The organism is Myxococcus llanfairpwllgwyngyllgogerychwyrndrobwllllantysiliogogogochensis, assembly GCF_006636215.1.
GTDB classification, from domain to species: domain Bacteria; phylum Myxococcota; class Myxococcia; order Myxococcales; family Myxococcaceae; genus Myxococcus; species Myxococcus llanfairpwllgwyngyllgogerychwyrndrobwllllantysiliogogogochensis.
Window position 1 is genome coordinate 13,415 of record NZ_VIFM01000028.1, and the last position, 12,870, is coordinate 26,284.

The 12,870-nt window shown below is 68.9% G+C and carries 14 protein-coding genes; 10 read left to right on the plus strand and 4 right to left on the minus strand.

All coding sequences use genetic code 11. The features are described 5' to 3' along the window. Position 1: 1 nt before the first annotated feature. From FJV41_RS09620 to FJV41_RS09635, 4 genes are all read right to left on the minus strand, one after another. Positions 2-1,069 carry a DUF2804 domain-containing protein gene (locus FJV41_RS09620; RefSeq protein ID WP_141642139.1) on the minus strand — a complete coding sequence of 356 codons (1,068 nt, stop codon included), beginning with the start codon at positions 1,067-1,069 and terminating at the stop codon, positions 2-4. A 95-nt stretch (positions 1,070-1,164) separates the two neighbouring features. After that, a complete protein-coding gene (locus tag FJV41_RS09625) occupies positions 1,165-2,334 on the minus strand; it encodes an ABC transporter permease (protein WP_141642140.1) in 1,170 nt (389 codons plus the stop codon). Then, the gene (locus FJV41_RS09630) at positions 2,331-3,065 is read right to left on the minus strand and encodes an ABC transporter ATP-binding protein (RefSeq protein WP_141642141.1); all 735 of its coding nucleotides are present in this window, start codon (positions 3,063-3,065) and stop codon (positions 2,331-2,333) included. The genes FJV41_RS09625 and FJV41_RS09630 overlap by 4 nt, the downstream gene beginning before the upstream one ends. Before the next feature lie 13 nt (positions 3,066-3,078). Beyond that, positions 3,079-4,524, minus strand: coding sequence for an alpha/beta hydrolase (locus FJV41_RS09635; protein WP_246137114.1), 1,446 nt, complete (start codon positions 4,522-4,524; stop codon positions 3,079-3,081). A gap of 174 nt (positions 4,525-4,698) precedes the next feature. Here FJV41_RS09635 and FJV41_RS09640 point away from each other — a divergent pair, with 174 nt between their 5' ends. From FJV41_RS09640 to FJV41_RS09685, 10 genes are all read left to right on the plus strand, one after another. Beyond that, positions 4,699-5,541, plus strand: a complete 843-nt coding sequence (locus FJV41_RS09640; protein ID WP_141642143.1) for an LEA/WHy family protein — start codon at positions 4,699-4,701, stop codon at positions 5,539-5,541. 94 nt (positions 5,542-5,635) lie between these two features. Beyond that, the gene (gene panD, locus FJV41_RS09645; RefSeq protein ID WP_141642144.1) at positions 5,636-6,028 is read left to right on the plus strand and encodes an aspartate 1-decarboxylase; all 393 of its coding nucleotides are present in this window, start codon (positions 5,636-5,638) and stop codon (positions 6,026-6,028) included. A 102-nt stretch (positions 6,029-6,130) separates the two neighbouring features. Beyond that, positions 6,131-6,574 carry a hypothetical protein gene (locus FJV41_RS09650; RefSeq protein ID WP_141642145.1) on the plus strand — a complete coding sequence of 148 codons (444 nt, stop codon included), beginning with the start codon at positions 6,131-6,133 and terminating at the stop codon, positions 6,572-6,574. 38 nt (positions 6,575-6,612) lie between these two features. Further along, on the plus strand, positions 6,613-7,242 hold the full coding sequence (locus FJV41_RS09655; RefSeq protein ID WP_141642146.1) for an EcsC family protein: 630 nt from the start codon (positions 6,613-6,615) through the stop codon (positions 7,240-7,242). A 188-nt stretch (positions 7,243-7,430) separates the two neighbouring features. Next, on the plus strand, positions 7,431-8,000 hold the full coding sequence (locus FJV41_RS09660) for a MarR family winged helix-turn-helix transcriptional regulator (protein ID WP_141642147.1): 570 nt from the start codon (positions 7,431-7,433) through the stop codon (positions 7,998-8,000). 69 nt (positions 8,001-8,069) lie between these two features. Next, complete coding sequence (locus FJV41_RS09665) at positions 8,070-9,521, plus strand: sulfatase family protein (RefSeq protein WP_141642148.1); 1,452 nt, start codon at positions 8,070-8,072, stop codon at positions 9,519-9,521. A 311-nt stretch (positions 9,522-9,832) separates the two neighbouring features. After that, positions 9,833-10,489, plus strand: coding sequence for a hypothetical protein (locus tag FJV41_RS09670; protein ID WP_141642149.1), 657 nt, complete (start codon positions 9,833-9,835; stop codon positions 10,487-10,489). A 51-nt stretch (positions 10,490-10,540) separates the two neighbouring features. Further along, entirely contained in the window at positions 10,541-11,146 is a 606-nt protein-coding gene (locus FJV41_RS09675; protein WP_181790529.1) for a hypothetical protein, read from the plus strand. A 140-nt stretch (positions 11,147-11,286) separates the two neighbouring features. Then, positions 11,287-11,931 (plus strand): hypothetical protein, encoded by a 645-nt coding sequence (locus tag FJV41_RS09680; protein WP_141642150.1) that lies wholly within the window; start codon positions 11,287-11,289, stop codon positions 11,929-11,931. A 155-nt stretch (positions 11,932-12,086) separates the two neighbouring features. Beyond that, the gene (locus FJV41_RS09685) at positions 12,087-12,794 is read left to right on the plus strand and encodes an immunoglobulin domain-containing protein (protein WP_141642151.1); all 708 of its coding nucleotides are present in this window, start codon (positions 12,087-12,089) and stop codon (positions 12,792-12,794) included. The last annotated feature ends 76 nt before the right edge of the window (positions 12,795-12,870 follow it).

The window sequence follows — 12,870 nt, forward strand, 5'->3', positions numbered from 1 at the left end:
TTCACCACAGCATGTCCTGGTCCTCGGTGACGCCGGGGACGTTGGAGAGCTGGAGCGTCTGGCCGCCCACCGTCACCGTGCCCTCGAAGAAGCCCACGGGCTGGGCGAAGTGGCTGATGATGAGGCGCAGGTTGCGCTCCTCGCGGTGGACGTAGAAGGGCTGGAAGCGCAGGTCCACCGCGCCGTCCACCGTCGTCAGCCGCCACGGCGCGAGCAGGTCCTTCGTGTCGTATTCGAAGCGCGCGCGGGCCAGCGGGTACAGCCGGTCCCCCAGCCACAGCGCGTTCTCATTGGCCTCGGTGTTGCTCTCGTTGAAGCCCTCGACGAGGTTGAGTCCCACGGGCGTGCCATCCGCCAGCCGGCCCGCGGCGAAGGCCCAGCGCCACGCCGTATGCCGCGCCAGATAGCCCTGCGTGTAGTCGATGCCGCCCACGCCCCCGTCCAGTCGGAAGCGCTTGCCGCCCGCCTCCAGGCTGCCAAAGGACAACAGGCCGTTGCGCTTCATCGTGACATTCACGAGCCCGTCACCCTGCACGGGCGCAATCACCGTCAGCGCGGGAGGGCCACCCGCGACGAGCAGCTCGCCGGCCCACTGGAAGGTGTTGAGGCTGCCGGTGCGCACGCGGCTGACGTCCACCTCCACCTGGTAGCGCTCGTCCGTCTCGCCCCGGCGGATGGCCAGCTTGCCGCCCAGCGTCCTGAAGGAAGCGGACAGTCCCGCGCCGGGCTTGTCTCCCAGCGACAACATGGGCCCCGGCGCGCCCAGGAAGCTCACGTCACACAAGGGCTTGCGCGCGGCCAGGTCGAGCGCCACCGCGAAGGCACTGGACGAGTAGCCCAGGTCCACCACCGCGAAGAGCGCGGCCACCTCCGGCGTCGCCACGAAGGTGTAGTGCCACCGCTTGCGCTTGAGCAGCCGGGTGGCGCGGGCCGGAGCCCACCGTCCCAGCAGCTTGGGCAGGTCCACTTCGGGCAACTCACCCTGGTACGTGCCAAATCGGGGCTCACCTTGCGAGGTGGCCACGGAGGCCGGCGCCAGGGGCAGGAGGGCTTCTCTCTCGGGCGTCATCCGCGCCCATTGGAAGCCAACCGCCGGCCGAAGTCACCCAGGCTCGACGACCCGAGGCGCCAACCGACGCCTCGGCGACACTGTCGGTGGGCCTCTCAGCTCCGGCCGAAGACGATGCGCTCCTGGGAGAGCAGCCCCGTGGTGACACGCAGGGACACCAGCGTCACCGCGACACAGGAGGCCGCGGCGATGAGGAAGGGCATTGGCCCCAGCACCTCGCCGCGAAGGACTTCGCCCGCCAGCAGCTGCTGGCCCACCACCGGCACGGCGAACATCCACAACTTCGTCTGCATGGGCGACAGCATCAACATCATGCCCGGCAACATGGGCACCACCATCAGCATGGACTGGTACATCTGTGCTTCCTTGAAGGAGCGCGCATAGGTGGCCACCCACATCTGCAGGGCGGAGACGGCCAGCGCCAGCGGCAGGATGGCCGCGACCATGCCCAGGGTGGCGGCGGCGTCGAAGCGGGCTCTCACGCCCAGGTCCTCCAGCGGGACATGTCGCACCACCACGATAAAGCACGCCAGCGACCCCAACACGGTGACCCCCGCCATGGCGACGGTGGCGAGCCACTTGCCAGTGACCAGGGCACCGTGCGGCACGGGGTTGAGCAGCAAGGGCTCCAGCGAGCCCCGCTCGCGCTCACCCGCCATGGTGTCACTCGCCAGCTGCATGCCTCCTCCGAAGGCGGCCATCACCAGGAAGAAGGGCAGCATGTTGAGCACCATGGCGGCGGTGCGCTCCGGCGTGGACAGGTCCAGCTCCTCCACGCGCACCGGCATCGCCAGCTCCGGCGCCATGCCGCGCGCATACAACCGCTGGTCGCCCACGTGCCGCGAGTACCCCTGCAGCAGCCGCTGCGCCCGCTGCACCGACCGCTGGGCGGACTGGCGCGAGCTGTCCATGATGAGATTCACATCCGCGGTGCGCCCGGAGGAGAAGTCCCGGCCGTAGTCCTGGGGCACCAACAGCACCACGTCCAGCGAGCCCGCGCGGATGCGCTCCTCGTAGTCCTCCGGGGCGTCCTTGAGCGTCACACCCAGGCGACTCAGGAAGGCCATCAGGCTGGGGGCATGCTCGCGCCCCACCACGGGCAGCTCCAGCGGCTTGTCCTTCCTCCAGGAGGCCATCACGTTGATCAACACCAGGAAGAGGAGCGGAGCCAGCAACGCCCACAGCAGGGAGGTGGAGGCCGTCCTCCGGTCCCGCAGGTAGTCCCTCAGCTCCTTGCGAAAGACAGTGCCAATCAGGCGCCTCATTGCATCAACCCCTGCTCACTGCCGATGGTCGCGACGAAGGCCTCTTCCAGGCTGTCCTTGCCGGTGCTCGCGCGCAGGGCATCCGGCGTCCCCTCCGCCACCACGCGGCCATGCGCCACCACGACGATGCGCTCACACAGCGCGGCGACCTCCTGCATGATGTGACTGGAGAAGACGACGCAGCGCCCCTCGTCCTTCAGTCGCCGCAACAGCGTGCGCACCGCGCGGGTGCTCATGACGTCCAGGCCGTTGGTCGGCTCGTCCAGCAGCACGTTGCGAGGCCCATGCACCAGCGCACGCGCCAGCGCCACCTTCACCCGCTCGCCCTGGCTGAAGCCCTCCGCGCGCCGGTCCGCGAGTTCCTTCATGTCCAGCAGGTCCACCAGCTCGTCCACGCACTTGTCCAACGCGGCGCCAGACAGCCCATGCAGCTCGCCGTAGTAGCGCGCGTGCTCGCGGGCGGTGAGGCGCGGATAGAGGCCCCGCGCATCCGGCAGCACCCCCAGCACACGCCGGGCGTCCTCTGGGCGGGCCGTCACGTCCACGCCGTCCACCGTCGCGGTTCCCCGGTCCGGGCGCACCAGCGTGTAGAGCATGCGCAGCGTCGTCGTCTTCCCTGCGCCGTTGGGACCCAGGAGGCCGGTAATCATCCCGTCCTCGGCGGTGAAGGACACGTCCTCCACGGCCGTCACCTTCCCGAAGCGCTTGTGCAGGTTCGTGGCTCGTATCATCGACGCTGCGTCCTCAGGGCACGGGGCCGGCGAAAGAGGTGAAGAAGGGGGGCCGCGAGAGGCTCCCGCCGCACGAGGGCTTCAGGCCCTCCCCGCTGCCCTTGGCCACGAACTCCACCATCAGCGAGCGGGCACAGTCGGCGACCAGCGCGTTGTGGCCCACCCCGGGCACCACGACGTGGAGACCGTTCTTCAACGTGCGCTTCGCCTCCTCCCCCCAGGCAGGCGGCGTCACCGGATCCAGCTCTCCGGACAACAGCAGCGTGGGCACGTCCGACACCACCGCGTCGCGGTAGCCCGAAGGCAGCGTCGCGCGGGGCCAGCCCTCGCACGCGGCCATCATCTCCAGGCCCATCAGCGCGCCGAACCAGGTGCCTTTCGCCTCGCGCTCCACATCCTCCTGGGTGAAGAAGGGCGCGTCCTCCGCGCAGATGACGGCGAACTGGAGTCCCCGGCTCATCGTCCGGTCCAGGGTGTCGCCGCCCCCCAGGCTCAGCGCGACGAAGGGCGCCCAGTCCTCCCGCGTCACCCGGTCCAACATCAGCGGCACCAGCGAGCCTCCCTCCGCGGAGTAGAGCTGCATCAGCAGCGCCCCCAGGAAGGCCTGTTGCGTCAGGACGACGTCCTCCTGCACACCGGTGCGCGGATGCGGCACCCGCACACGCACCGGGGCCTCCGCCAGCTTCGCCAGCAACGCCTCCGTGCGGGCGCGCAGCTTGGGAAAGGTCTTCTCGCAGACCGCGTCCTGCTCGCAGTGGGACAGCAACAGCTCCAGCGCGCGCTGACCGTCGCGCGGCATGTACAAAGGCAGGTACAGCCCCATGGGCGCCACGCCGTCGAGGATGGCCGTGCGCACCCGCTCCGGAAACTGGCGCATGTACACCAGCGCCGCGCGCGTCCCGTAGGAGACGCCCCAGAGGTTGACCTTTTCGTAGCCCAGCGCCGCGCGCACCTCGTCCAGGTCCGCCATCGCGATGGGCGTGGTGTACTGGCGCACGTCCGCCTCCCACCGCTCGCGACACGCGTGGAGGCGTCGCGGGACGTCGCCTTCGTCGAAGAGCGCCGACAGCCCCTCCTCCTTCTGACGGAGCTCGCAGTCGAGCGGGCTCGAGTCGCCCGTGCCCCGCTGGTCCACCAGCACGATGTCGCGGTGGCGGCGGATGCGCTCCACGGCCAACAGCATCTCCGCCGTCCGCGTGGCCGACTGCCCGGGGCCGCCCGCCAGGTACACCAGGGGGTCTGGCTGGGGCTGGGCCGCCAGGGCGGGCACCACGGCGACCCGCAGGGACAGCTTGCGGCCCGACTTCGCCTCGCGGTTCTCGAAGACCTCGTACGTCCCGCATTGGGCCTGGAGCGACAGGCCCTCCAGCCGGCAGGGCTTCAGCTCCAGCTTGCGCCCCTGGGAGGGTGAGCTTCCCTGCGAGCAGGCGGCCAACGCCACCATCGCGAACCCGAGCATCCAGGCGCGCCAGGCTCCACGCCAGACAAGGGAGGGAATGTGGGTCCAGACACCAGGCACAGGCGTCTCCATGTATGGTGCGGCGGCCCCACGCATAGCACCCGTGCTGTTCGCGGTACACCCCTCGCCAACGCCGTGAATGCCCGCCGCGAGGGGCCGTCTGGTGATACGCCCATGCCCACGATGAAACGCGCCGTCCTCGTCCTGGCCGCTCTTGCCCTCACCACGTTCAGCGGCTGCGCCTCTCTGCAGAAGACGCTGAAGGGGGTCTTCAAGAAACCCACCCTCACCTTCAAGACGGCGCGGCTCTCCAGCGCGTCGCTCTCCGACGCCACCGTCGACCTCGTCTACGAGGTGAACAACCCCAACGGCTTCGGACTGGAGCTGGCGAGCATCGACTACTCCTTCTTCGTCGAGGGCAAGCAGGTGGTGGCCGGCAAGCCCAAGAAGGGCCTGGACCTCAAGGCCAACGGCAGGAGCGAGCTGGTCTTCCCCGCCAACGTGAGGTTCGCGGACATCGCCCCCGTCGTCGAAACCTTCCTCAACAAGGACCGCGCCGCCTACAAGGCCCAGGGCAGCGTCGGCGTGCAGACGCCCATCGGCGTGCTGAACTTCCCGCTCGAAAAGGAAGGCACCTTCGACGTGCCCAAGATTCCGCAGGTGTCCTTCCAGCCGCCCCGCATCACCAACATCGGCCTCACCAGCGCCACGGTGGAGTTCCCGCTCTCCATCACCAACCGCAACAGCTTCCCCCTGCCCGTCGCCGGCATCACCGGTGCGCTCAAGGTCGCCGGGGCGGATGTGGGCACGCTGTCCACCGGCAACCTGGGCATGCTCGACGGCAGCGGGACGAAGCAGGTGACGTTGCCGCTCACCATCCACTTCGCGCGGGCGGCCTCCGCGGCCATGGCCCTGCGCTCGGGCGGCAACGCCAAGCTGAGCCTGGATGGCAAGTTGACCTCGGACGCCCAGTCCGTGCCGCTCAACCTGAGCCAGCTCGTCAACATCGTGAAATAACGCCCGTCCGGGCAGCAAGCGGGCGGGAGGCAACCTCGTGGTTGTCCCAGGGCGCCCTTGCCGTTACGGTTGGGCGCCCTTTGGGACACACGCCATGCGCCGCATCCTCTTCAAGTCCAAGATTCACCGCGCGACGGTGACGCAGGCCGACCTGGATTACGAAGGCTCGGTCACCATCGACCAGAACCTGCTCCGCGCGGCGGACATCATCGCCAACGAGAAGGTCGCCATCTGGAACGTCACCCAGGGCACGCGTCTGGAGACGTATGCCCTGGAGGGCGAGCCCGGCAGCGGAGTCATCTGCATCAACGGCGCCGCGGCCCACCTCAACAAGCCGGGGGACCTGGTCATCATCGCCACCTTCGCGGAGGTGGAGGAGTCCGAGGCCCGCGCCTGGAAGCCCACCGTCGTCTTCGTCGATGCGAAGAACCGCATCGTCCCCGGACAGACGGAAGAGATTCCGGGGCCGGCTCGCCGCCTCGCCTGAACCGGCGGTCCAGGCCCTCCGCCGGCTTTCCCCTCCGCGCGCCTTTTGCCATGCTCCGCCCACCTTTAGAGGGGGGCCCATGGCCCCGGAGGAATCACCACGATGAGGCGGATGTGGGTGGGAGCCAGCGTGCTCGCGCTGGGACTCTCCGGTTGTTCCGCAGTGGGCTCTTTCCGGCCCAACCCCAATGATGAGGATCCGCTCTACGGAGCCATCCCCGTCGTCAAGGCGCCCCTCCAGGCGCGCTGTGTGGCGCACGGGAAGTCCTCGGTGCGCTCCAGCTGCGACGAGGCGCTCTACCTGGCCACGGAGTACACCCGGCGACTGTCCGTGGGTGACGAAGTCTGCCTGGAGGGTGGCTACGGCGAGGAGCCGGGTTATGCCTGCAAGGCGCGCGCGGCCGTCATCGACACGTCCCCCAACCAGATAAAGCTCGAGGTGCGAGGAGCCAAGCCGGACTCGCGCTGGTTCAACGTGGAGATGCGGCACGCCTGGTACGAAGAAGGCGCGCTGGTGGACCTCTACCTCGCCGAGCGGGGTTATTAGAGGACGCGGGAAACCCACCCCCTGGAGGAGCGTCGACAATGGGCTTCTACGACAGCGTGGCCGAGCGGCTGGCCTTCATGAAGAAGCTGACCCCGGCGGAGCTCAAGAAGCTCGGCTCGGCTCGGCTGTCGGACATCGTCCTCCAGGAGACGAAGCGTGCCCGGGTGCGGGTGGCGGAGCTGGAGAAGCGCTACCCCCGCGCGGAAGTGAAGGAGCTGGCGCAGCGCCTCATTGACGAGAAGAAGAACCTGGCCAGCATGGTGGGCGGAGTCAGCGGCGTCTTCGGACTCGTCGCCCTGCCAGCGGACCTGCTGTTCATGGCGTATCTGCAGATCATCCTGCTCACCGACCTGGCCACGCTCTACAAGGTCAACCTCAAGACGGAGCGCGCGCGCGGGGAGATGCTCGACCTGTTCGGCTACGCCAACGGATTGGGGCCCATCCAACGCTCCAGCCCCAAGGTGTTGGGGAAGCTCGCCGCGCTGATGTTGGAGAAGGGCGGCCTGCACACGCTGGGGCGCGCCATGCCGCTGGTGGCCGCGCCGATTACGGCCTACTTCAACAACCAGCACATCCAGCGCGTGGGGGAGCAGGCCGTGCGCTTCTACGAGGGCTTCGACAAGGCCCACGCCAAGGCCAAGGCCCACCGCCACCAACAGGCGGGCTGACGGCCACACGCGGTGAGGATCCACGGGGGCCTGGCGACGGGCGCCCCGATTAATTCAACGGGTCCGATATGCCCTTTTCACCCCTTCGTTCCCGTTCCCAGGCGGGGCGAAAGCCCCCATCCATGGCGGGCGACCGATGAACCCCCAAGGCCGGACGGGGGCGGCGCCCGAAAGGCGGAGGCACGAAGATGTCCGAGCTTTCGGCGGAAGTGCGTGTGCAGGTGGCGCGGTTGCGGAACCTGGTCATCGACGTGGCGCGCTGCGGCGCCCTCAGCAGCCCTCTGGGCGCCCTGCCTCACCAGGAGCTGGACCCCATGGAGGTACAGGCCATCTGGTGGCTGAAGGCGGAGAGCCTGCTGCCCGTCAACGTGCTCGCCGACCGCCTGGGTGGTATCGCCCTGCCCCGTCTGAGCCGGCTGTTGGACCGCCTGGAGGACGCCAAGCTCGTCCAGCGTGAGCGCTCGGTGCGGCATGATCGCCGCCGCGTGCGCGTGCGCCTCACCGAGCAGGGCCGCGCCCTGGCGGAGCGCGCGGACACGGTGGTGCAGGAGCGCATGGCGCGCCTCCTGATGCCGCTGGGTGGAGAGCAGCGCAGCGCGCTGATGGACCTGCTCGAGGGCTGGGTGGAAGCGCTGGGCTGCTGGAACCGCGCGGAGGAGATTGCCGCCGAGGAGACCGACGCGGACGGCACGCGCGCCACGCCTCACCCCCGGCTCACCGCCGTGGAGGACGTAGGCGTCACCGCCAACGCGGCATGACGGTTCTCATCCCGGCGTGGAGGAACATCGCGGAGTACGCTGGAGGCCCTCGTCGTCCTGGAGTGGCCCATGCGACTCGGCAACGCCTCCACGCCGCCCAACCTGCTCATCATCCTGACGGACCAGCAGCGCCAGTTCCGTCACTGGCCCAAGGGCTGGGCGGAGCAGCACCTGCCCTCGTTCCAGCGCCTCGCGAGCACCGGGCTGAGCTTCGAGCGGGCCTTCACCAACACCTGCATGTGTTCGCCCAGTCGGGCGACGCTGTGGACGAGCCTCTTCCCCGCGCAAACCGGCGTCGTCGACACGGGTGAGCAGTCCCTGCCTCCCGACATCACCACCCTGGCCCAGGTGATGGCGAAGGCGGGCTACCAGGTGGGCTACCGGGGCAAGTGGCACCTGGGCAATCCTCCTCCGACGCACGGCTTCGGGCCCTGGGACGGGCCGGACGCGGGCACGTCCCTGCAAGCCGGGAGCACGCAGGGCGCGGGCGGCTACAACAACGACGCGCGCTACCTGGGCACCGTCACCGGCGCCTCGGAGAATCCTCCGGGCACTCCACTCGACGGGCCCAGCATGCTCGACTTCCTGGAGCGCGTGGACCCGAGCGTGCCGTTCTGCCTCGTCGCCTCGTTCGTCAATCCACATGACGTCTACGTCGCGCCCTTCAACTACGAGGCCGCGGGCTACAACCCCACCGACTGGGCGTCACTGCCCCAGCAGCCCCCGGCGTCGTGGAACGAGGACCTGTCCACGAAGCCCTCGGTGCAGGGCTGGTTTCAGTCGAGCGGGAAGAACTGGAACGTCCCCACCTGGAGCGACGCCGAACGGACGAGCTACGCGCGCTTCTACGCGTACCTCCAGACGCTCGTCGACCAGGACATCACGACGCTGCTCCAGGCGCTGGAGCGCCGCGGCCTCACCGACAACACCCTCGTCGTCCGACTCGCCGACCACGGGGAGATGGGGCTGTCCCACGGGCTCGTCGAGAAGACCTTCAACGCCTACGACGAAACCATCAACGTCCCGCTCATCATCTCCAACCCCGTGCTGTTCCCCTCGGGCATGGTGACGAAGGAGCTGGTCAGCCACATCGACCTGCTGCCCACGCTGGCCTCGGTGGCCGGCGTGCTGGGGGACTTCCAGGGCCAGTTCAAGGGCATCGACCTGTCGCCGCTGTTCACCGCGCCCACGACATCCCTCCAGGACTCCATCCACTTCACCTTCGATGACACGGCGCTGGCCCAGGGCATGCCCGCGACGACGCCCGGCCACATTCGCGCGCTGCGCACGAAGCAGTGGTTGTACGCCGCGTACTTCACGCAGGACGGCTCCGCTTTCGAGTACGAGCTGTATGACCTGGACGCGGACCCCGAGGAACTGACGAACCTCGCCAACCCTCGGAACATCACCCCGGACAGCAAGCGCGAGCTCCTGAAGCTGAATGCGCACCTCATCCGGGTGATGAAGACGAACGGCACCACGCCTGCCGGCTTCACCTGGCCCAAGCAGCCCGTCGTCTGACACGGAAGTGATGTGACTCCGGGCTTCGGATAAGCCCGTCGAGTCGACTCCGGACCGAGCGCTCTTCCGCGACGAAGGGCGCCCTCCGCCACGCCATCCGAGTGAGGCCGACGTCGCGACGTGCGCCCGCCCCCCGGACGCATCGCACCGGACCCATGGGCGCAGCCGACCTCGGGAAGGCGCGAGGACCGACCCGTAAATGCAACTTGATTACTTTTAGATATCAGTTGCATATTTGCGGGGCTCGACGACGAACCGGGGTCGGGCGCGACATCGCGTTACCCGTCAGCCACCGAGCAGGAGCGGCTTTCATGAACAGATTCATCTGGAGCGTGGGCGTGACGGGACTCGCGCTCGCGGGCCTCACGTCCGTGCTCCTTCGCCGCCCCGTGGAGCCTTCCTTCACGGAGGCAGCCACCGCGCCGGCACCGCGCCGTTCCGAAGCAGGCCCGCCTCTGAGCCCCATGCATGCGGCGGAGCCCACGGAAATCCCCGACGCCGACCCGCCTTCCACACTCGCGGCATCCGGGATGGCGGAGCCCCGCGTCCCCTCGCCTCCTGTCCGAGCGCGTCGGCCAACTTCGGAGTCACGCCTTCGCCTCGTCCAGGCACTGCGCGGTGCGCCCTCCGAACCGGGCGCGCGCCGCGAGGCCGTGCTCGCCTCGCTGGTCGCCTCGGGAGAGAGCCAGGCGCCCTGGACGCATCAGGCTCGCGAGGCCCTGGACCGCTGGCGCCAGCAGGTGACGACGAGCGTGCTGCCCGTCCAGGCCCAGGCGGCGCGCTGCTTCGTCGCGGGCTGCGTGACGCGCGTCACCTTCCCGGACGCAGCCTCCTTCGACGTGGCCTTTGGCCTCACACCCGAGCTGCGGCTCCCTGGTGGAAGCGCGCACCTCCAACTCCCCGCCGAACACCTCGCCTCGGGCGAGGTCTCCGCCGCCTGGGTCGTCCTGCCTCCAGACGCCCCCTGAACCCCTTCGCCACGGATTCACCCCAGCAGTCCCACAAGGAGAAGTCCCTCGATGAAGCCCCAGTCCCTGTTCCAGAAGTCCCTGCTCGCCACCAGTGTCGCGCTCCTGCTCACCGGCTGCGGAACCACCGCCGCCGAGGAGGAGGTCACCCAGTCCGAGCTGTCCACCGACGAGTCCGCGCTGCTCGGCATGCTGCCCTCCTGCGAGGAGCCCGAGGAGCTGGCCGAGGTCGTCGAGCACGCCTGCATCCACGCGGAGCTGGGCCCCTTCGAGCCCGTCACCGCCGCCGCCCTGGGCGCGCCCGTGCTGGTGGACGTCAGCACGCCCCACACCGCGTACAACATCACCCTCCCGTCGAGCGCCACCTCGTGGGGCTGGGCGGGCCGCGTGTCCTTCCTCCCCGACGAGTCCGGTGAGTTCGCCTTCCTGCTGTCACGCCACCGCGGCCTGCGCATCTACGACGCGGCGACGGGCCTTGAGGTCGCACGCGAGTGCCGCTACCAGGTTCCCACCGAAGTATGCGGCGCGCTGAAGACGGCCATCGTCGTGGACCTCGAAGCCGACACCGAGTACCACCTGGAGTTCCGCTCCATCCTGAGCCGCAACGCCGCCTTCTCGCTCGTCATCGAGGAGGCCGCGCACCACCCCGAGGAATAGCGCTCCTCGTCTCTCCACCCACGCGGGTGCCCGGAAACGCTCCGGGCATTCCGCCCCACGCCGCGTCGTCCACGCCACTCCTGGCACACCCATGTCTCTCAATGACGTCCTCCCCTCGCCTCCCCATGGAGCGCTCCCGCATGCGATTGAACCTCCGTGCCCTTCTGGCCTCGTGCGCCGTGGCGGCTTCCGCCTGCGGTGGTGGCGAGACGCCCCCGAGCGTCGAGCCCGAACCTCACGCCGAAGACCCGTGCGCTCCCAATGGCCACATCCACCGTGAGGCCGAAGGCGACTGGTGCCACTGCAACAAGGGCCACGTCGCCGCGCCCCAGGGCCTCGCCTGTGAAGTGGACCCCGACTACGTCCCCAGCGAGGGCTTCGACTTCGGCGACGACGGGGAACATGCGTGCTGGCACGTCGCGCACGGCCCCTATGTCACCGTGACGGCCACCACCAGCCGCAACCCTCGCGTGGACGACTTCCACACGCACTACACCGTGAAGCTCCGCGAGGAGAACGGCCAGTACACGGGCACCTTCAGCTACAAGGCCTTCGCCAGCGGCGACTTCGTCGTCTACCTCAGCACCCCCGACGTGCCCGTCACCCTGGTGGAGACCGCCATCCAGACGCAGCTCACGCCGGCGGGAACGAAGCCCACGGGCGACTTCTGCTCGGGCCTTCGACACATGGTCGGCTACGAGCTGACAGACCGCGTCCAGTACACCCTCACGCTCGGCCCCACCTCGCTCCCCGAGGTCGGCATGGTCATCGAACACCTCCAATAGCCATGCACGCCAGGCCACACCCGACCGTGGAAAACGTCCGCCCCGTTATTGCAACTCAATTACATTTACGTCATGAGTAACCGCGCCGTGGAGTGGCGGTGGAAGCCCGCTTCGGTGCCCGCGCGTCGCGCCCGGCGTTTGAAAGGAACCCCACAATGAAGATGCTGAAGCAGACCCTTTGCGGTGCGTTGCTCGGGCTGTCCGTGGCGGCCTGCGGCCCCATGGACGAGGCGGAGCTGGAGTCGGTGGGCCAGTTGGAGGCGCCGCTGGAGGCTGGGTGCGTGTCGGTGGACGACACGCTGATGACGACCCATGCCTGCACCCACGCGAGCAACAGCGCGGACAACGTGACAGTGACGACGAGCGCCACGCGCATCGCCACCGCGCCGGACATCAGCGCGCGGCACAAGCACTACACGCTGAACCTGCCGCCCGGAGCCGAGGGCTCGGTGACGTTCACCCCCGTCGCCGTGACGTCGGGCACCTCCACGGTGGAGTCCATCTCGTTCTACCTGTCGCAGAACGTGGCCTTCACGGTGGTGGACACCACCACCAGCGCCACCGTGTCGGCGCTCATCAGCGAGGCCGTGTCGGAAGTCGCCTGCTCGCTGACGCAGGCCCGTGTGTATGACCTCGTCGTGGGCCGCGAGTACATCCTCGCCACGGGCCCCGCGACGGGGAACCAGGTCGGCCTCGTCCCCGAGTACCTCTACGACAACCGGGACCGTTTCTACCGGGACCAGGATGGCGACGGGTACGGCACCAACACGCCCGTGTACCGCTACGCCTGTGAGGCGCCCGCTGGCTACGTGAAGCAGCGGTTCGACTGCGACGACACGAACCCCGCCATCTTCAACTGCTGAGCCTCGTCCCACCGTAGCCCCAGGCCCACCGTGGCCCCTCCAGCGGGGCGTCCTCTGTGTTCGAGGGCGCCCCGCG

Bases quoted from the DNA above. Each gene is read 5' to 3' on its own strand.
- FJV41_RS09620 (WP_141642139.1), bottom strand. From the start codon at position 1,069: ATGACGCCCGAGAGAGAAGCCCTCCTGCCCCTGGCGCCGGCCTCCGTG.
- FJV41_RS09625 (WP_141642140.1), bottom strand. From the start codon at position 2,334: ATGAGGCGCCTGATTGGCACTGTCTTTCGCAAGGAGCTGAGGGACTAC.
- FJV41_RS09630 (WP_141642141.1), bottom strand. From the start codon at position 3,065: ATGATACGAGCCACGAACCTGCACAAGCGCTTCGGGAAGGTGACGGCC.
- FJV41_RS09635 (WP_246137114.1), bottom strand. From the start codon at position 4,524: ATGCTCGGGTTCGCGATGGTGGCGTTGGCCGCCTGCTCGCAGGGAAGC.
- FJV41_RS09640 (WP_141642143.1), top strand. From the start codon at position 4,699: ATGCCCACGATGAAACGCGCCGTCCTCGTCCTGGCCGCTCTTGCCCTC.
- panD (WP_141642144.1), top strand. From the start codon at position 5,636: ATGCGCCGCATCCTCTTCAAGTCCAAGATTCACCGCGCGACGGTGACG.
- FJV41_RS09650 (WP_141642145.1), top strand. From the start codon at position 6,131: ATGAGGCGGATGTGGGTGGGAGCCAGCGTGCTCGCGCTGGGACTCTCC.
- FJV41_RS09655 (WP_141642146.1), top strand. From the start codon at position 6,613: ATGGGCTTCTACGACAGCGTGGCCGAGCGGCTGGCCTTCATGAAGAAG.
- FJV41_RS09660 (WP_141642147.1), top strand. From the start codon at position 7,431: ATGTCCGAGCTTTCGGCGGAAGTGCGTGTGCAGGTGGCGCGGTTGCGG.
- FJV41_RS09665 (WP_141642148.1), top strand. From the start codon at position 8,070: ATGCGACTCGGCAACGCCTCCACGCCGCCCAACCTGCTCATCATCCTG.
- FJV41_RS09670 (WP_141642149.1), top strand. From the start codon at position 9,833: ATGAACAGATTCATCTGGAGCGTGGGCGTGACGGGACTCGCGCTCGCG.
- FJV41_RS09675 (WP_181790529.1), top strand. From the start codon at position 10,541: ATGAAGCCCCAGTCCCTGTTCCAGAAGTCCCTGCTCGCCACCAGTGTC.
- FJV41_RS09680 (WP_141642150.1), top strand. From the start codon at position 11,287: ATGCGATTGAACCTCCGTGCCCTTCTGGCCTCGTGCGCCGTGGCGGCT.
- FJV41_RS09685 (WP_141642151.1), top strand. From the start codon at position 12,087: ATGAAGATGCTGAAGCAGACCCTTTGCGGTGCGTTGCTCGGGCTGTCC.